This window comes from Metabacillus sp. KJ11-3 (assembly GCF_055808295.1).
On the sequence record NZ_CM147865.1, the window covers coordinates 3573610 to 3592497 of the forward strand.

At 35.7% G+C, this 18888-nt stretch carries 20 protein-coding genes and 1 tRNA gene; 10 read left to right on the forward strand and 11 right to left on the reverse strand.

All coding sequences use genetic code 11. From position 1 onward, the window contains the following. Window positions 1–245 precede the first annotated feature (245 nt). The 3 genes from AC0L8O_RS17735 to spxA form a co-directional block, all read right to left on the reverse strand. Window positions 246–584 (reverse strand): IDEAL domain-containing protein, encoded by a 339-nt coding sequence (locus AC0L8O_RS17735; protein ID WP_473444205.1) that lies wholly within the window; start codon window positions 582–584, stop codon window positions 246–248. Window positions 585–726: 142 nt separating this feature from the next. After that, entirely contained in the window at window positions 727–1140 is a 414-nt protein-coding gene (locus AC0L8O_RS17740) for an RrF2 family transcriptional regulator (RefSeq protein ID WP_473444207.1), read from the reverse strand. A 138-nt stretch (window positions 1141–1278) separates the two neighbouring features. Then, window positions 1279–1674: a transcriptional regulator SpxA gene (spxA, locus tag AC0L8O_RS17745; protein ID WP_473444209.1), complete on the reverse strand. Its 396-nt coding sequence runs from the start codon at window positions 1672–1674 to the stop codon at window positions 1279–1281. A 617-nt stretch (window positions 1675–2291) separates the two neighbouring features. On the opposite strand from spxA, the gene AC0L8O_RS17750 reads away from it, so the two are divergent. The 8 genes from AC0L8O_RS17750 to AC0L8O_RS17785 all read left to right on the forward strand — a co-directional run bounded on the left by AC0L8O_RS17750 (window position 2292) and on the right by AC0L8O_RS17785 (window position 6370). Next, window positions 2292–2771 (forward strand): CBO0543 family protein, encoded by a 480-nt coding sequence (locus AC0L8O_RS17750; protein WP_473444211.1) that lies wholly within the window; start codon window positions 2292–2294, stop codon window positions 2769–2771. A 186-nt stretch (window positions 2772–2957) separates the two neighbouring features. Then, entirely contained in the window at window positions 2958–3200 is a 243-nt protein-coding gene (locus tag AC0L8O_RS17755) for a hypothetical protein (protein ID WP_473444213.1), read from the forward strand. 32 nt (window positions 3201–3232) lie between these two features. Continuing rightward, window positions 3233–3526, forward strand: coding sequence for a hypothetical protein (locus tag AC0L8O_RS17760; RefSeq protein ID WP_473448999.1), 294 nt, complete (start codon window positions 3233–3235; stop codon window positions 3524–3526). 522 nt (window positions 3527–4048) lie between these two features. Next, window positions 4049–4294, forward strand: a complete 246-nt coding sequence (locus tag AC0L8O_RS17765; protein ID WP_473444214.1) for a spore gernimation protein GerQ — start codon at window positions 4049–4051, stop codon at window positions 4292–4294. Window positions 4295–4311: 17 nt separating this feature from the next. Continuing rightward, window positions 4312–4680: a spore coat protein gene (locus AC0L8O_RS17770; RefSeq protein ID WP_473444216.1), complete on the forward strand. Its 369-nt coding sequence runs from the start codon at window positions 4312–4314 to the stop codon at window positions 4678–4680. A gap of 18 nt (window positions 4681–4698) precedes the next feature. After that, window positions 4699–5835, forward strand: a complete 1137-nt coding sequence (locus AC0L8O_RS17775) for a zinc-dependent alcohol dehydrogenase (RefSeq protein ID WP_473444218.1) — start codon at window positions 4699–4701, stop codon at window positions 5833–5835. 17 nt (window positions 5836–5852) lie between these two features. Next, complete coding sequence (locus AC0L8O_RS17780; protein WP_102232323.1) at window positions 5853–6053, forward strand: hypothetical protein; 201 nt, start codon at window positions 5853–5855, stop codon at window positions 6051–6053. Between the two features lie 17 nt (window positions 6054–6070). Then, window positions 6071–6370, forward strand: a complete 300-nt coding sequence (locus AC0L8O_RS17785) for a spore coat protein (RefSeq protein ID WP_102232322.1) — start codon at window positions 6071–6073, stop codon at window positions 6368–6370. A gap of 429 nt (window positions 6371–6799) precedes the next feature. Here the strand turns inward: AC0L8O_RS17785 and AC0L8O_RS17790 are convergent, their stop codons facing one another. The 3 genes from AC0L8O_RS17790 to AC0L8O_RS17800 form a co-directional block, all read right to left on the reverse strand. Beyond that, window positions 6800–7897, reverse strand: coding sequence for an L-dopachrome tautomerase-related protein (locus AC0L8O_RS17790; RefSeq protein ID WP_473444221.1), 1098 nt, complete (start codon window positions 7895–7897; stop codon window positions 6800–6802). 630 nt (window positions 7898–8527) lie between these two features. Continuing rightward, window positions 8528–8599: transfer RNA gene (locus AC0L8O_RS17795), tRNA-Val, on the reverse strand. Between the two features lie 208 nt (window positions 8600–8807). Further along, entirely contained in the window at window positions 8808–9818 is a 1011-nt protein-coding gene (locus AC0L8O_RS17800; RefSeq protein WP_473444222.1) for a TAXI family TRAP transporter solute-binding subunit, read from the reverse strand. Window positions 9819–10009: 191 nt separating this feature from the next. On the opposite strand from AC0L8O_RS17800, the gene AC0L8O_RS17805 reads away from it, so the two are divergent. Next, window positions 10010–12559 carry a bifunctional diguanylate cyclase/phosphodiesterase gene (locus AC0L8O_RS17805; protein WP_473444224.1) on the forward strand — a complete coding sequence of 850 codons (2550 nt, stop codon included), beginning with the start codon at window positions 10010–10012 and terminating at the stop codon, window positions 12557–12559. A 56-nt stretch (window positions 12560–12615) separates the two neighbouring features. On the opposite strand, the gene ltrA is transcribed toward AC0L8O_RS17805, so the two are convergent. After that, window positions 12616–13890 carry a group II intron reverse transcriptase/maturase gene (ltrA, locus tag AC0L8O_RS17810; protein WP_473444226.1) on the reverse strand — a complete coding sequence of 425 codons (1275 nt, stop codon included), beginning with the start codon at window positions 13888–13890 and terminating at the stop codon, window positions 12616–12618. Window positions 13891–14670: 780 nt separating this feature from the next. Here ltrA and AC0L8O_RS17815 point away from each other — a divergent pair. Next, the gene (locus tag AC0L8O_RS17815; RefSeq protein ID WP_368658274.1) at window positions 14671–14985 is read left to right on the forward strand and encodes a hypothetical protein; all 315 of its coding nucleotides are present in this window, start codon (window positions 14671–14673) and stop codon (window positions 14983–14985) included. On the opposite strand, the gene AC0L8O_RS17820 is transcribed toward AC0L8O_RS17815, so the two are convergent. The 4 genes from AC0L8O_RS17820 to AC0L8O_RS17835 all read right to left on the reverse strand — a co-directional run bounded on the left by AC0L8O_RS17820 (window position 14975) and on the right by AC0L8O_RS17835 (window position 18762). After that, window positions 14975–15913 (reverse strand): IS3 family transposase, encoded by a 939-nt coding sequence (locus tag AC0L8O_RS17820; RefSeq protein WP_368658273.1) that lies wholly within the window; start codon window positions 15911–15913, stop codon window positions 14975–14977. The two genes, AC0L8O_RS17815 and AC0L8O_RS17820, sit on opposite strands and share 11 nt — an antisense overlap. Then, the gene (locus AC0L8O_RS17825; protein ID WP_368658272.1) at window positions 15856–16314 is read right to left on the reverse strand and encodes an HTH domain-containing protein; all 459 of its coding nucleotides are present in this window, start codon (window positions 16312–16314) and stop codon (window positions 15856–15858) included. The genes AC0L8O_RS17820 and AC0L8O_RS17825 overlap by 58 nt, the downstream gene beginning before the upstream one ends. A gap of 149 nt (window positions 16315–16463) precedes the next feature. After that, window positions 16464–17651: a cystathionine beta-lyase gene (metC, locus tag AC0L8O_RS17830; RefSeq protein WP_473444229.1), complete on the reverse strand. Its 1188-nt coding sequence runs from the start codon at window positions 17649–17651 to the stop codon at window positions 16464–16466. Next, the gene (locus AC0L8O_RS17835; RefSeq protein ID WP_473444231.1) at window positions 17638–18762 is read right to left on the reverse strand and encodes a methionine biosynthesis PLP-dependent protein; all 1125 of its coding nucleotides are present in this window, start codon (window positions 18760–18762) and stop codon (window positions 17638–17640) included. The genes metC and AC0L8O_RS17835 overlap by 14 nt, the downstream gene beginning before the upstream one ends. Window positions 18763–18888 lie beyond the last annotated feature (126 nt).

Consider the following 18888-nt stretch of genomic DNA (forward strand, 5'->3'; position numbering starts at 1 on the left):
AAACAATTCATTGATTTAGATAAGAGTAACACAGGGGGTTAGGCCTTATTAGAGAAGAACCAAGGCTTATTTAAAAAGCCTTGGTTTCCTACAGAATACTAGATGATCAGGAACAGATGTAAGTATAATACTTACATCAAATTAATAAAAGAATATAGTGTCTAAATATATATATAAGGTAAGTAAAAATCATTTCCTTAAATACAAATCCCCAACCATATCCTGCTTCTAATGACAAAATCTATTTAATATTTAGCTTCATTAACAAGCTGCTTCATTGAGTTTAACTTTGCAGAAAGTTCGATAAACCAGTTCTCATCGCCAGTTGACAATGCTAAGTCTATTAGAAAAAGAATTTGTTCCTTGTTTACCACTTTAGAAATCGGCAATTTCTTAACCTGTTTAAGTGAAATGGATATTTTTTTACCAATTGTTTCAACAGCTTCACATTTAATGACTGATACTCTTACTGTACCTTTGAGAAAATCCAGTGATTCTATATAACCAATGATTATTTCTCCATCCTGTAACTTTCCTTTTATCCAATCACCTGTTTTTAAATTGGCCTGATTATTCATTGACATGTTTTTTCACCTTCTTACATGATTTTAAATTATTAAAATTTGAACATCCTTCTCTTTTATAGATACATCGAATGGAACTGTAATTGTTTTTATTACATTTATATCAAAAAGCAGCCTGCGAAGATTAATCCTTTGCAGCCACCTATGATTCTTGATTAATTAGGTTTACAACCTCTTTTATCGTATAATCCTTCAAAAAAGTACCAAGATGTTCTTCTGCACCTATAAAAATTGTAAAAAGAACATGCTGCATGTTTTTGCCTACAATACATTGCTTATTTGATTCAGGACATTTAGGCTGAAGGGCACCTTCAGAAGTAATCATATATATATCCCAAAGACTCACTTCACTTAAATCTAGTGCAAAAATAAATCCGCCACCTGTTCCTTCTTTTGATTTAATAAATCCATGTTTTTTTAACAAACTTAGCACTTTACGAATACGAACCGGATGGACACCAGCACTCTCAGAAATAGCATCACTTGTTGCCATTCGGTCATGCTGTAAAGCAAGATATGTTAAACTATGAACGGCAAGAGTAAATTCACTATTCATGGCCTGCCTCCTTGTGACTAGTCTTTGTATTTTTTACATAATTTAGATGATGATTAACACACTGTAATACTAAATGTTACAGATTAGATTGTCAAGAATAATTGATTTTAGGCCTATAAATATTTTCAAACTATTTCATTAGTTGGCAGCTCTTTGCGTATTTATGTTCACAAATGTTCGCAGCTTGCGTGGAAGAAAGCGACGAATCTCTTCTTCGTTATATCCAACTTGCAATCTTTTTTCGTCCTGGATAATTGGACGACGTAACATTTGTGGGTGCTTCATAATTAAAGCATAAAATTCGTAAAGTGGTAGAGAGTCAATATCTACATTTAATTCTTGAAACGTTTTTGAATTAGTAGAAATAATCTCAGTAGTCCCTTCTTCAGTCAAGCGAAGAATCGATTTAATCTCATCAATTGTAAGTGGCTGAGATATAATGTTTCTTTCAACATAGTCTATTTGATGTTCCTCAAGCCAAGTTTTAGCTTTTCGGCAAGATGTACAGCTTGGTGTTGTAAATAGATTTACCATTCTTATACACTCCTTATAAAATACTAATCATTAATGAGTATTTTCTTAAATAATTGTTCTTTTAAACTGCAATTAAAAATATTACATTTCGGAATCAAAAATATTTTGTGTAACAGATTAACTTACAGTTTCACTTTGTAAATTTTTTTTAATACCTTACTGTAATTTTAATCATTACAGTTAAGGATGTCAATCGTAAATTTTAATTTATGATTCATTATTTATTCTAGATGAGATGGGTGTAGATTAAAAATAACAGTAACAACAGCAGATGTAGCCGATCTGGAAGCCGTAACTCATGCGGTTGAGTATACCAAATCAGCACTAGGTTCTATTGATATTTAATCAATAATGCAGGTAGCTTAATTTGGAGGTTTCTCGACTTAAACTCTCAACAAACCCATAGTATAAATAAATATTTTTTTAATTAATTTTCCTTTATATTTAAATTTTATTAGTGGCCATACTTTTAAAGTATGGCCACTAGTTGTTCAATGTCTTCAATCTGATGATTTCGATATCTTCATAAAGACCAACAAAGTATGTTAAAACAGCCTTTAGTTTTATTACTAATACAATTCCCATTATAGGTAATCCTAATTGTTGGGTGATAATTCATGAAGAAAATATTAGATAATTCAATAGAGCTCTTAGCCTGGATAGTTACTTCAGTATTATTAATCAAGTTTGTACCAAGAAAAAGGATTCGTGAAGCAATAGTTTCGTTCTTATTTAAACAAGTAATTACTTGGCTCTTTGGTTTACTAGTAGTAGAGAAGGATTTAATTACCTATCCCAATCGTTTATTTTTCAAAAAAACAATTAAATCAAGTTTCACTTTTGAATACTTTGTATATCCAGGATTGTGTGCATTGTTTAATTTGTATTATCCTGAAAATAAACCCAAAATAATAAAAGTCCTTTATTACAGTTTTCATACATCAATAATAACGATCTTTGAAATTATTGCAGTAAAATATACTAACTTAATTAAGTATAACAAATGGTCATGGTATTGGAGTTTTATAACAATGTATATGAGTTATTTTCTTTCGCGTATCTTTCAAAGATGGTTTTTCAGAATAATTACAAAATAGGATTACACAAAACGTTACTTCTCAGAACTTTACCCGGTATCAATTTTATGCTGATCTTTTTATCCTCCCTCTACTTTTTTGGTAAAACTCCTTAGAAATGCAACTCCGCTCAAAGTAATAATAAATAAGGAACGTTTTTGGGGGTTATACTAAATGTATAATTAATAAAAATAAGGAGGAACCATTTTGGATCGTTTACATGAATTTGACAATATTCTTTATGGTAGAAAAGAGAATACTGATTCATTAATTAATTATTGGGTAGACTACTCTAACCCTCTTACGTGGCAATTTTGGGTTCTGATTGCTATTCTTTTAGTGCCCCTGATAATTCTTTACTTCAAAATTGATCGGAGCAAAGTATTTCTAATTGGTTTTTTTGGATATAACGTTCATGTTTTTTTACCTTTATCGATCTTTACGGTATAAATAGAGGTTATTGGCATTACCCTTATCAAGTAATCCCTTCTTTGCCAAGCATTTCATTAGACACCTCCTTAGTGCCAGTGGCTTTTATGCTTATTTATCAATGGACATTAAATAATCAGAAAAATTATTACATATACGCAATAATACTGGCTGCTATATTTGCATTTATTTTAAAGCCTATATTAGTAAATATTGGCCTTTTTAGAATGTACGGTAATATAAATTATTTTCATTTATTTATCTGTTACATATTTGTCCTATTAATATCCAAATGGATAACTAGGATATTTAATAAATTATATAAACCTAATTTTTCAGCTGAATAAGGATTAGTAAAGTACTCATTAAATTTGGGTACTTTCTTAATTTGGTATTATTTATATCAATTTTTTAAATTTTTTGTCAATTATTCGGTAAAAGACGCTTGCTTTTTCTAATTAATAGTCTGGTTGTATAAATGATTATTGAAGGAATATGAGGTAAACCCCTTTATAAATGCTTACGAGATGATTAAGTAAATATTTCTCCCTCCCTTTAATAATAAAGACAGCATAGCTAGTCTATACTCGTAAAAACTGCTGATTATGCAACAAATCCTTAATATAAATATTTTATTAATTAATTTACCTTTAGCTTTTAATTTTATTAGTTGGCCAAACATTTAGAGTATGGCCATTAATTGTTCAATGTCTTCTTTCTGATTACTCTTTTCGTTTTAAAATCCTACATCAAATCATCTAAGTTGCCTCCAAATTTTTATACCAATTTCACAAATATTTTTTCAGAGTTAATTATCCTATGTCGGGAAAAATACTCAAGCACTAGATTAAAAAGGAGGATAACTTTGAATGGATTCTCAAAAATTAGCTCCACACGAATCTTTGGACTTACATGAGGTTATTAACTTTAAAACACTTTGTGTCGCAAAATCAAAGTTAATGCAAGGACTAGCTTTTGATCAAGACCTTAGAAACCTAATGCAAAAAGATGTAGATCAATCCATCCAGTCACTAAATGACTTACAGGCAATTTATCAGCGTGCGCCTTTTGAAGCTCCTGTCCCACAAAATCGTCCAACTCCAATTATCAACTGAAAGGAAGGTTACAAGCATTGAACAATGACTATTTAGACCCCATAAATTCGTTACATGTTCCTGAGCTTGCAGATACAACTTTTGCAATGGATTTTCTTATTCGTGCAAAGGAAGCAGTAAGAAATACGGCTGTGGCTTTAACCGAAACCTCTTCACCTGACTTAAGAGCCATGCTGCGAAAGCAATTAATGCAAAGCATCGCCATGCATCAAGAAATTACGGAGCTTATGGTTGAGAAAAAATGGTTTCATCCACATGATTTAAAAGAGCAATATAAATTGGATCAGCTTTCTGCAAATAACACAATTATGGTTGGAAACATGAATCTATTTCCTGTTGAGACCAATCGAAAAGGTATGTTTGACCGTACACCCGATGAACATTAATATTGGAGGTTATATAGTATGAAGGCCGTAACATATCAAGGCATCAAAAATGTTGAAGTGAAAGAAGTTGAAGATCCAAAAATCCAAAAGCCCGACGACATGATTATTAAAGTAACAAGTACGGCAATTTGTGGATCTGATTTACATTTAATTCATGGAATGATTCCTAATATGCAAGAAGACTATGTGATAGGGCATGAACCAATGGGGATCGTTGAAGAGGTTGGTCCGGAAGTAACTAAATTGAAAAAAGGCGACCGCGTCATTATTCCCTTTAATATTGCCTGTGGTGAATGCCAATATTGTAAAAGCAACCTTGAGAGTCAATGTGATAATTCAAATGATAATGGTGATATGGGGGCCTATTTCGGTTATTCGGGTACTACAGGTGGTTACCCAGGTGGTCAAGCTGAATACTTAAGAGTTCCTTTTGCCAATTTTACTCATTTTAAAATACCAGAAACCTGTGAAGAACCTGATGAGAAATTAAGTGTTATTGCAGATGCAATGTCCACTGGCTTTTGGAGTGTTGATAATGCAGGTGTAAAAAGTGGAGATACTGTGATTGTTCTAGGTTGTGGACCAGTTGGCCTTTTTGCTCAAAAGTTTTGTTGGTTAAAAGGAGCAAAACGAGTAATAGCTGTAGATTATGTCAAATACCGTTTAGAACATGCGAAACGTACAAATAAAGTAGAGATCGTTAATTTTGAAGACCATGAGAATGTAGGAAGTTACCTGAAGGAAATCACAAAAGGCGGAGCGGATGTTGTCATTGATGCAGTTGGCATGGATGGAAAAATGACCGAAATGGAGTTCCTAGCTACAGGATTAAAGCTTCAAGGTGGCGCCATGAGTGCAATTGTAATGGCTTCCCAAGCCGTTCGTAAAGGAGGGACCATCCAAATTACAGGTGTGTACGGTGGTCGATATAATGGATTCCCACTAGGAGATATCATGCAGCGTAATGTAAACATACGCTCAGGACAAGCTCCGATGATCCACTATATGCCATACATGTTTGAATTAGTTTCCACTGGCAAGATTGATCCGGGTGATGTTGTCAGTCACGTTCTTCCACTAAGTGAAGCGAAACGTGGTTATGAAATTTTCGACACAAAAACAGACAATTGTATTAAAGTCGTATTAAAACCATAAGGAAGGAGAATTTAAGAATGGATTATGCTTTACATGAAGTGCTTGAGGTTCAGGAAATAGCCTCATTTAAAACAACCTGTTTAACAAAGTCTAAAACGATGAGAGCTCTCGTATCCGATCAAGAGCTAAAAGATATCATGCAGCAGGACATTACGATATCAAGTCGTCAGTTAGATGAATATTCTTCTATTTTATCTAAAGCACAAGGAATGCACTAGTTAGGAGATGAAAAAACATGAACTCAATGATAGAAAATTTAACTGGAATGAATGCGATGTCTGATCAAGTCATAGCCACTGACTTATTGATTTCAGCAAAAAGTGGTGTTAGAAACTATGCAATGGCAGTTACCGAAGCAGGTACACCTGAAATTAAACACACTCTTACTCGCCACCTAGAGGAAGCCCTCGACATGCATGAAAAAATATCGAACTATATGGTCTCAAAAGGATGGTATCATGCTTATGATACCAAAGAACAAATTCAACTTAATTTACAAAATATTAATACAGCAATGAATTTACCGACCCTATAACCTAGTAGAGGAACTATTTTAATTAATAAAAATAGTTCCTCTACTATAAATATAAATTCTCCATTTCCCCACCAAATGAATTTGGATTTCTACCTATTACTACATTATCGTGTAAATTATTATGAGATTGCTTTAACCTTTCTATATTGTTTTATGCCATAGCCAAATATCACATATATGGTAGAAAAAGGATGGTACCATGCTTGGCATACAAACAAACAGATCAGTTTAGATTTAAATAATATCAATACAGCATTGAACTTATCTACATTACAAACAACCCCAAGGAACAGTATAACAATTACCAGATAAACTGTTCCTAGTAAACCAATGTGATTTTATTTCGCAGAAGTAATAAAATTAATACTTCTTGCTTAATTAGTGTTTGTTTAACACTGTATAATGAAAACATTTAATTGACTATTTTTATTATGAAAAGGTCGGAGCAGGAAATTCATCAATTTTCATACGAAGTAAACTATAAGGTTTCTGGCGTAGGTCTTTTCCATAATGAAATCTAGGCTGCCGATGTAATTGGTTCACAATGACATATAAATATTGATCCGGACTAATTGAAAAAGTATCCGGCCACAAAATTCTCGGATCATGTGCGATAGTTTCCATTATGCCATTTGGCAATATTTTACATATACTGTTGTTTTCATAATCTCCAGCATAAACAGTTCCCCTTGCATCGGTAATCATTCCATCAGACGCACCTTTTTCTCCCCAATACTCCACATGATAAGTTAAATTCATATCTGGTATCGTTCTGTCTCTCAAGGCTTCTGTTGAGATCGAGAACAAATGACGACTTGTTAGTGGAGCAAAATATAATATCTTTCCATCTGGAGAAATCGCAAGACTATCAGAAGCCAATCTAAATGGATAAGTTGAACCATCTTTGTTTCGATTCATTAAAAATTGACCTTCTACTTTCGGTAAAAAATAGGGATCGGGTGAAGTTGAATTTGCACCATTTAACCGTCTAAACGCGTTTCCATTTGATAAATCTACGACGATAATTGCTCCTGGTCCTGTAGAAGAAGAATCCGTTATATAGGCATAACCTGCTTTTCCAACACGAAAATCAAAACGGACATCATTCAGATAAGTTGTAGGCAGGACAACATCTTCTGTAAAAGTATATACTTTTCTTATTGTATTGGTTTCTAAATCCACAGCGACTAATTTTGCCCCACCTTTAATGGGTTCAGAAAAATTGGGTGCCGCTGTATCTAATACCCAAAGCGTTCCCCTTCCATCTGCAACTACACTTTGGACACTGATGAAAGTCATTGTTATATTCTCAGGGTTAACCAAATTGGTTTGTAAATTAGGATAAGGCTGCAGTTTATCCTCAACAATTTCCGCTACCGTAAATTTAACATCGTCTCCCCATTTCGGAAAACAAATGAAAATGCGATTGGTTTCTGTCACACTAACACCTGTAGGCATTGCTCCATAAAATGAATATACTAGTTCAAACTTACTGAAATATTTTTCCATAGGTAACATTGGTTCCATGATATCCTCCTCATCAAATAGAACTGGATATCACCTATATATGATTAAAATTTTTTCTAGTGCCTGGTTCTTACGGTGTATTTCAATTAAACTCTAAAACAGAATTAAAACAATTTGATGAAAAGTGAATTGAAGGGACGAACGTATTCAATCACATTTAGGAAACTCTTCCTAATTATCCATCTAATTACCGGTACCCATAAATCATCCCTGCAGTAACATAGCTTCACTTGTTATACGAGATCTTAGTCCCAACTAGCCTCAAACATGTTTCTACAAGTAGGAGGTGAAACTGTTTTGCGGACGGGATCATAGTCCCACGAGCCATACGTTCTACCCCGGCTACAGTTAGCATATATCGATATAAAAAATACTCAACCAGAAATATTTGGTTAACCTTATAATACAATCCGGCCAGATTGAGGAAGAAAAGATATGGATAAAGTATTTTATACTCCAAGACGTGTTAATAACACTTATCGATAGAGTGAAATTACAGTAAATGAAGATCCGTAAGAGAGACTCAACTAAGGAAAATTAAAAAAATCACCAAAATAGTAAAGACATTTAGCTGATATAAATAACAAAAAAGCTTCAATTCCTAAACCAGGAACTGAAGCTTTACTCTGATGATCCGAGAGGGATTCGAACCCCCGACCCCTACCCTGTCAAGGTAGTGTTCTCCCACTGAACTATCGGATCAATATATTATTTTATGTAACACTTTAAGCTACATATTCTATTATATTCAGTTACCTACCTCAAGTCAACACTTCTTCTCTATCACTGTTCGACTTATTTCCCAGAAAATATTTGAATCATGTCAAAATGGATTTATCATATGACAAAACCCTCCCATTTTGACACGATTCTCATCATTATTCTTCAAAACTCTGGAATTCTATTTCTACTACTGTATCCCTTTTTCTTCAAAATATTTCGCTGCACCTGGATGTAATTCCAGATTTCCTAATCCTTCAAGTGCAGTCTCAGGTGTAATCAATTCACCTTTAGCATGCGTAATTTTATCTGTGTTCTCAAATAGTGATTTTGTCATCTCATAGACTAGCTCTTCATCTAAGTCCTTTGTTACAACAAGCATCGCCTTTACAGCGACTGTTGGTACATCTTCTTCTATCTTATATGTTCCTGCAGCAACTGTATCTTGTGCATAATAGGGATACTGATCAATTAATGCTTGTATTTTATCTTCTGCAAATGGAACTATCACGATATCGTTTTGGGCTGATAGTGCTTCTACCGCTCCTGTTGGCGTCCCTGCTGTTATGAATGCTGCGTCGATGGTTCCGGCTTGAATGCCATCAGTCGATTCATCAAATGATAGGTTTTGAGGTTTAATATCTTTATCTGTTAATCCATGAGCCTCTAACACTTGCATGGCATTGATATATGCCCCGGAACCTGGAGCACCTACTGATACTGCTTTTCCCTTTAAGTCTTCTACGGATGTAATACCGCTATCTTTCGTTGTGACAAGTTGAACTGTTTCAGGATATAACGATCCAATTGCTTGAATATTATCAATCGCATTTCCTTCGAACATTTCTAATCCATCAATGGCATATGCGGCAATGTCTGTTTGTGAAAATGCTATTTCCGCTTCTCCAGCTCTTAAGGTTTCCATGTTTTCAGCTGAGGCACCTGATGTTTGTGGTGTTATATTTGCATTTGTGTTGTCGGTAATAATTTTTCCGATCTGGCCGCCGAGTGGATAATAAGTTCCACCTGTACCACCTGTTAATAAGCTTAAATCTTGCTTATCACCTGAATTATTTTCAGATCCGTTTGTGCCCTCTTCTTCATTCGTATTCCCTGAATCAGCACCACTATTACAGGCAGCCATGACCAACATGAAGGCAAGGAGTAGGATAAATACCAAGCTATGACGCATTTTTTTCATCTCTGTTCCCCCTTTGAAATTTTAGGTAAAGCGATAGCTCTTTTTTATATATGATGAAACCTCTCTGTACATGCATATGAATCTTGACAAGTTTCCTATATATACCAACATAGAGTGCTAGTTCCCAGATAATTCTGTATAGTATAATATCCATACGTATATTCATAAAAACGAAAGAAGAAGGATAACCAATGGCACTTGATCAGAAAGAAATCTTAACAAAAATTATTGATACAAGTCCTGATATTATCGTATTGAAGGATTACAAGGGTCGTTGGATCAAAACAAATCAGCGTACACTTGATATTTTCGGGTTAGATGAACATTCTTATGAAGGTAAAACAGATGAAGAACTAGGACATCTAAGTGCTGGCATTGCTCCTTTCGCACCTGACTTTGCATCCTCTGACCAGAAAGCATGGGATGAAGGAAGACAAATTAAAATAGAAGAAATTATTACAATCAACGGAAAGGATCATATATTTGAAGTCATAAAAACCCCTGTCTACAATTCACTCGGAAATCCCGATACAATTGTCGTCATCGGTCGGGATATAACTGATTTATTAAGCAGTAATCAAACATATAAATCTATATTTGAACACCATCCCTATGGTGTCTTTTCACTAGATACAGATGGGATTTTTCTAGATATAAATCAGGAGCTTCAAAAAATCACTGGATATCATAAAGATGAGCTTATTGGTCATCACTTTAAATCTGTTATTGCAAAGGATAACCTTCCGTTCATAATGGAGAAGTTTGATCATGTTAAATACGGACGAACTCAAACACATGAAGCAAAGATTGTGAGAAAAGATCGTATACTTGTTGACTTACAAATTACAACAATCCCCTCTATGTTAAATGGAAAATTAATAGGAATTCATGGAGTTGCCAGAGATATAACAGATCAAAAACTAAGTGAACATGTAAAAGTTTTTCAGTACAGATATTTAGAAAGAATTGCGTCTGGAGAACCTATTCAAAAGATTCTACAAGGTATCGTTGAAACTGTTGAGATGCTGTCAAATCAAAGTTATTGTTCGATTATGCTTTATGAAAAAGAACATAATTGGCTTCGTGTGGCATATGCTTCCAAACTTCCTTCATCATTTTTGGAACGGGTAGACCAGTTTCCTGTTATGTCTAACAATGCTTGCTGTGGGCATGCTGCCTACACAAAAAAGTTAACAATTACCTCAAATGTAGAGACCGATCCTAATTGGGAAAAATGGAGAAGCTTTGCATTAGATCATGGGATCCATTCGTGTTGGTCAATGCCAATTTTATCGACTAAAGGTGTTCTCTTAGGAACATTCGCTATTTATCATCCTCAAGTTCGTGCACCTGAACGCTACGAAATTGAGTTGTTAAATGCTTTTAGCTATCTTTCCGGTCTCGCATTGGAACGAAATATAAAAGAGCAGGAAATCCATTATTTAGCATCTCATGACATATTAACAGATCTTTATAACATTCGTTTCCTTCATGATATTTCCCAAGACATTATTCAAGAAACGAAGGAAAATAAAACGAAATTTGCGATTTTAGTCATGGACTTAGATCGTTTCAAACCGATTAATGATTCATTTGGTCATGCATTCGGTGACAAGCTTCTTCAACAAGTTGCCAAAAGAATTACCGATCATGTGCGTGATGGAGATATTGTATCTCGTATGGGCGGCGATGAATTTGTCCTTCTTTTACGGGATGTTTCTGATAAAAAACTTTTATTTACGATTGCAGAAAGAATTATTCATGAAATCAGAAAGCCTATTATAATAGAAAATCGAGAATTTCATGTTACTGCAAGTATTGGGATTAGTATTTTTCCGGATCATGGAAACTCCTTAGATCTTCTCATTAAGAATGCCGATATTGCTATGTATCAAAGAAAGGGAGCTGGCGGTAAGTCTGTCGCATTGTATGATGAATCCATGACAGAGCGAGGAATTGAGTTATTCATGCTTAACGAGGAGCTTCGCCATGCATTAAGTAAGAACCAATTCGAACTATATTATCAACCTAAGATGAATGCAGAGATAGGGAAAGTAATCGGTTTTGAGGCCTTAATCCGTTGGAATCATCCCGAAAAAGGATTAGTCGGTCCAGCTCATTTTATCCCTTCAGCAGAGGAAAGTGGCTTTATCGAAGAATTAGGTAGTTGGGTCATTTGGGAAGCATGCAGGCAACTCCACGAGTGGAAGAAACAGCAGTATCCACTTGTCCCTATAGCGGTTAATGTCTCAATCAATCAGTTTATCCTTACTGACATTCCAGTACTTGTAGAAGAAACATTATCTGAATTTGAGCTTCCTCCCAATTGTTTAGAAATTGAAATCACTGAAAGTGTTCTCAACCAACATAATCAGCATATCCAACATTCTGTGAAACGATTGCAGGATTTAGGAGTAAAAATTTCGATTGATGATTTCGGTACAGGTTATGCTTCAATTACGTATCTAAGACAAATTCGGATTGATACAATTAAAATTGACCGGTCATTTATTTCAACTCTTCCTAATAACCAGGAAGATGCAGCCATTGTTTCAGCCCTTATTACTCTTGCTCGTGAGTTGAATATTCAAATTATTGCAGAAGGTGTTGAAACAAAGGAACAGCTGGACTTCCTATTATCTAAGGGTTGTACAGATTTTCAAGGATATTATTTTAGTCAACCTCTTCCTGCACAAAAAATAATAGAGCTTATAAGATCGAGTAGAGGAAAAATAATCTAATTATTTTCGCCCCTCTCACACCACCGTACGTACGGTTCCGTATACGGCGGTTCAATTTATATTACAGTGTGTACTTTTAGATAATGATCTAAAGCAGAGGGAAGACCCCTCTGCTTTAGTCTTTTGTTTGAGATTGCTCTTTGAACAACTTTCGATAAACCGATGTATCGATAACCTCTTCGACAGAAGGTTAATCCCTTCGCCTCTCCCTCAGGGATTCCTAATTGGATAAGCGATTTGATTCGTTTCTTCGATACCTTCCATTGCTTCCATATGATGACTCTAATTCTGGAGCGAAGCTTCTTATCTATCTCAGTCATTGCTTTTTTCATATTCGAGATTCTAAAGTAGTTAACCCACCCAAGTATGACTTGTTTTAGTTTTAAGGTTCGGTAGTCTAGCGAAACACTCCAATTTCGCTTTGTTAATTTTCGAAGCTTCCTTTGAAATTTTTGTATTGACGTTGAATGGGGTTTTACTTGGTATTTCTCATTCTTAAAATCGTAATAATATCCAAATCCTAAGAATTTCAAATCTTTTGGACGGGAGATTTTACTCTTTTCTCCGTTGACTATTAACCCTAATTTATTTTCTATAAATCTCACAATTGATTCCATCACTCTATTCGCTGCTTTCTCACTCTTCACGAAGATTAGGGCATCATCAGCGTATCTCACGAATTGGAGTCCTCTACTTTCTAGCTCCTTATCAAGTTCGTTCAACATAATATTACTAAGCAGTGGGCTTAGGTTTCCTCCTTGCGGAGTTCCAACTGGTGTTTCTTCATATTTCCCATTCACCATAACTCCACTGACAAGATATTTCCTTATTAGGGAAATGACATCTCCATCATCTATTGTATTAGAGATGATCCGCATGAGTTTATCGTGATGAACTGTATCGAAAAATCTTTCAAGGTCAATATCCACAATCCAATCGTATCCATCATTTAGAAATTCCAAGCTTTTAATAATTGCCATCTCACAACTTCTTTTTGGTCTAAAGCCATAACTGAATTCACTGAATTGCTTTTCAAATATTGGACTGAGAACTTGATGAATGGCTTGTTGAACTACCCTATCCACTACTGTTGGTATTCCCAATTTGCGCATCTTACCATTTTCTTTTGGGATCTCCACTCTTAAGGCAGCTTGTGGTTGGTACTTTCTTGTTCTGATGCGCTGACGTAGCTCATCCTTGTTCTCTCTCAGATATTGTTTCAGTTCATTGACCGTTATTCCATCGACCCCACTAGCACCTTTGTTTTTATATACACGCAAGTAGGCTTCATTCATATTTTGATTACTTAGAATTTGTTCTAAAAGTTCCACACTCGTTTCTCCTTTCCTCTCACGTAGTAAGTGATAGCTCCATTTTGGTTATCCTTTGAGGTACTCTCATACTTTCACCATTAACACATTCGGAGTATGTCACTTACGCATTCGTGGTGTTGAAACACTATAAATTGTTCAGCCCTTCATGAAATTACTTCACTACTATGGCTTCTGCTGACTTCTTGCGGCTAACCTTTTTCGACTGTACCCTTTGTACATCCGCAAGATCTCCCAGGGTAAGACAACCATCTTTCCTCTTTTACTCGCCTGATCTACTTTACAAAGTTACGCACATCTTTTGGACTTTAACTTGTTTGGGAGTCTTATCCCTTTGTAAAGCCTTAGTATCAGATTTCTGTTCGTCGAGCCAAGATTTTATTCCACGCTTCCTCCAGCCCTTATCTCACGATAAGTACCTTGCGCTTCCTTAGTGGTTGGTCGATGTGTACCCCCACAGTGGACTTTCACCACCTAGATAGTTGCCATGCCTGGCACACCAAAAGAAAGAGCTAACCTCAATGAAGTGGTCCCTATGTCAAGGACACTTTGAAAAAAAGGCCTTAAATTTTGAGAATTAATATCGTATTCTTCCGTTAAGGAGGAGATACGACAAAAGAACCAGTAACTCTTCTGCCTTTAGAAAGTTACTGGTTCTTAAATTTTATCCGTGTCTTAAAATTATTTATGAATAGATGTTTTATAAAGTCAATTGATAGCTTTCGCGTATTTATGCTGGGAGAAAGTGTTCCTTGTTACATTCAGAGGTATTGTAAACAATTGGATGACTCAAAATGGCAGTGGTTTTATGTACAGATGTCGGAACCTGTTACCTTTGTTACTGACATGGCTTATCTTTTCTACGTACTAAAATGGATCCTAAAGTATGATTTTGACGATTTATCCTATGCTGTGTATTTTCAAGATATTATGGATCCCGAAAGTAATCCTCAATCACTAATCAAAGATGAGTGGTTACCCGTTCTACGGAATCGATACGGGCAGCGCTTGAAGAAAGAATTATACGAAATCCATTATAGCTTGAATGAAGAATCGGACAATGACGTCAATGTCGATGATTCTGTCATATTTTAAGTGGATATTCACCTGTTTTCAGATATTCTGCATATTGGTTAGGGGAGAGCTTTGCTAGTTTCCATTGATACCGGTCATTATTATAATAATCTATGTAGTTATCAATCTCCTGACGGAGATCTGTATAACTACCACAGTTTTTCAAATTGATTTCATCCTTCATATGCCCAAAAAATGATTCCTGCGGTGCGTTGTCCCAGCAGTTACCACGTCGGGACATGGATTGCCTAAGTTCCTTATCTTTTAACAGTTGGCGGAAAGAGATGCTTGTATAATGACATCCTTGGTCAGAATGGACAATGGCATCAGTTTCTAAGCTATCACCGTGGTTTTCTAGTAGGATTTTGATTGTTTCTAATACAAAATCGACTTCAAGTGACTCACTTGGAACGTACGCCAGCACCTGTTTCGTGAAGGCATCCTTTATGACGGAAAGATAAGCCTTACGGCCATTATTGTAATAAAGATATGTTATATCTGTAAGGAATATTTTCCCGGCACCATGCTTTTCAAATTCCCGATTTACTATATTTTCTGATATGGTATCTGTCTTCAATGCTTTAGCCATTCTTCTGTAGGGGTTTGCTTTTCTGATTGGACAAAACAAATTGAACTTTTTCATTAGGCGGCTGATTTTCTTTTGATTCATCCTTAAGCCCATATGCAGAAGGCGCATATATATACCGCGTCTACCTTTGTCATATCCACGAAATCGATAAGCTTCCAAAATTAATTCAAAATCCTTTTTATCCTGCTCATCTTTATTTCTGCGTTTATCTGCGGACTTAAGCCAGTTGTAATAACCACTTCTAGACACACCTGCCATTTCACAAAGCCAATTGATATTAAGCTCATTATTATCTCTCAGAGTCATTTCTTCGATGAGTCTGAATTTTTCTTCTGGCGTTGCTTCTGGTTTTCCTTCCATTCTGCCTGTCTGTCTAGAAATTCTGTTTTTTTTAGAAATTCATTCTCTTGTTTTAGGTACCTTATTTGATGTTCCAAACGTTTTATTCGATCCGTATTTGATAATTCCTTAATGGAATGACGACCAGAATTTTTACCTCTCATGTCTTGATAGCCATCTATTCGTTCTGCATAATCTTTAACTCTTTGAACTAGACTGTCCTTTCTTCTTTTCCCTAAAAGAGTAGGATCAATTTCCATATCACGCAGAATAGCCGATGGTCCTTTTCCAGATTGGTATTCCTGATAAAATCGTTCTTTAAATTCTTTTGTGTAAGATATACTTGAATCACTTACTTTTTCGATGAAAGGATTGGACAGTAGCTGTTTTTGTTGTTCTTCTGAAAATTTGTTTTTCCCCATTTTACACCCTCACCTATTTGAATAATTAAAATATAACAAAAAAAAGACCCTGCAAAACAGAGTCAGTAAAAAATTCAAGGACAAGCCTCTTTTTTAAAACTGTCTATTTTATAGGGTCCATTTTACAAAAAGTTAGCTCTCTTCTTAACTTATGCATTCACATTTTCCTTCTTCTTCACAGTCGGAAGCTTCTCCAATGCTGCATCAAAATCCTTAATTAAGTCATCCACCTTTTCTAACCCTACACTTAATCGAAGCAATCCATCAGAAATCCCACGTTTTTCACGTTCAGCTGGCGGCATTGCTGCATGCGACATTTTTGCCGGATAGGAAAGAATTGATTCAACCGCTCCTAAGCTTACAGCGAAAACAGGAAGCTCAACATTCTCCACCAACGTTCTTACTGCATCTCCATCCGCTAGTTTAAATGATAAAACCGCACCAGGTCCGTCTGCTTGATATCGCTGTGTATCATGTCCCGGATGAAAGCTTAAGCCCGGGTAGTATACTTCAACCACCTTTGGATGGTCAGCTAAAAACTCAGCGATCTTTAATGCGGAAGCTTGTGATTGCTGCAATCTTACATGCAATGTTTTTAACCCTCTAAGAACTAACCATGCATCCTGCACACCAAGAACTGCTCCGAATGCATTTTGTAGTTTATATAAGCGATCCCCAAGCTCAGGGTCTTTTACAACCGCAAGTCCTGCAAGTACATCACTATGACCTGCTAAAAACTTCGTTGCACTATGAAGCACAACATCCACACCAAGCTCTAATGGTCTTTGAAGTTCTGGTGTCAAAAACGTATTATCTAAAAAGGTTAAACAATTATTGGCTTTTGCTAAATTCACAATACCTTGAATGTCCGTTACCTTTAACAACGGATTTGAAGGTGTTTCCATATAGATCACTTTCGTATTTGGTCTAATTTCAGATGCAACCTGATGAAGATCTGTCATATCAACAAATGTATGCTCAATTCCAAAACGAGTTAATACATCTGTAATAATCCGAAATGTCCCGCCATATACATCCTCGGTGACCAATACGTGATCACCTTGCGATAATAATAAGAATGCTGTTGAAATAGCAGCCATTCCTGAAGAAAATGCCAACCCTCTTGATCCACCCTCTAATTCTGCGATAGCTTGTTCCAAAGCTTCGCGTGTCGGATTTCCTGAACGGGCATAATCATACTTCCCAAACTCATCAATATTAAATTGATGAAAGGTGGAAGAATGGTGAATAGGCACACTTACCGATCCTGTGCTATGATCCACCTTTGATTCATTATGAAGTAGTTTTGTTTGAAATGACCAATTATGATTGCTCAACTGCTACAGCTCCCTTCATTGCTTTAAATGCTTGTGTAAGATCTTCTATAATATCTTCCGCATGCTCAACACCTACTGAAAAACGCAATAACTTGTTACAGACACCATTTGCAATGCGAATTTCTTCAGGTATGTCCATATGTGTTTGGGTAGCCGGGTACGTAATGAAACTTTCAATACCACCTAAACTTTCTGCAAAACAAATGGTTTTCAAGTTTTTAAGGAATGGATTTACCCATGCTTCATCCTGCAAACGGAAAGAAAGCATTCCACCTTTTCCCGGATAAAGAACATCGAGTACATCAGGATGCTCCTCTAAAAATTGTGCAACCTGCTGAGCATTTTGCTGGTGCTGTCTCATACGAAGAGATAATGTTTTCATCCCTCTCATTAATAACCATGAATCGAATGGAGATAACACCGCTCCGATCGCATTTTGGTGCTGAAAAAACTCATCACTCAGTTCCTGCCCTTTGGTTACAACTAAACCGGCAAGTACATCATTATGTCCGCCTAAATATTTTGTTGCACTGTGAATCACAATATCAGCACCAACTAATATTGGTGTTTGAAGAACAGGAGTATAGAAGGTATTATCCACAATCACTAAGATCTCATGTTTTTTTGCAATTGCTGCTAATTCCTTTATATCTGTTTCCTGCATTAATGGATTTGTTGGTGTTTCAATAAATAGTGCTTTTGTTTTTTCATTGATTAACTTTTCTGTTTCCGCTGGATTTGTGAAATCATCGTATTGAAAAGATAGTCCGTACTTTCTCCACTCTCTTTCAAATAATCGATATGTTCCACCATATAAATCAGATGAGACGATTAGTTCATCTCCACTTTGAAATAAAGCCATGATCGTTTGGATGGCAGCCATTCCCGAGCTGAAAGCAAATCCCCGATCACCATGCTCTAAGTCAGCAATTGCCTGCTCTACAAGCAATCTGGTTGGATTTCCTGTACGTATATAATCAAACCCTGTTGATTCTCCAATCCCTGCATGACGATATGCTGTAGAAAAATAAACTGGAGGGTTTACAGTACCTGTTACATTTTCACTTCTGTTACCAATTTGGGCTAATTTCGTTTCAATTCGTTTGCTCATGTTTGTCACTCCTAAAGTTTGAATTAATCATTATGGACATGAGAGAAAGCGTTCCTTATCTTCTAAGGCAAAATAAAAAGTCTTCCCCGTTAAGAAGAAGACTGTGTTGTTTTGAGTGCGCTTCTT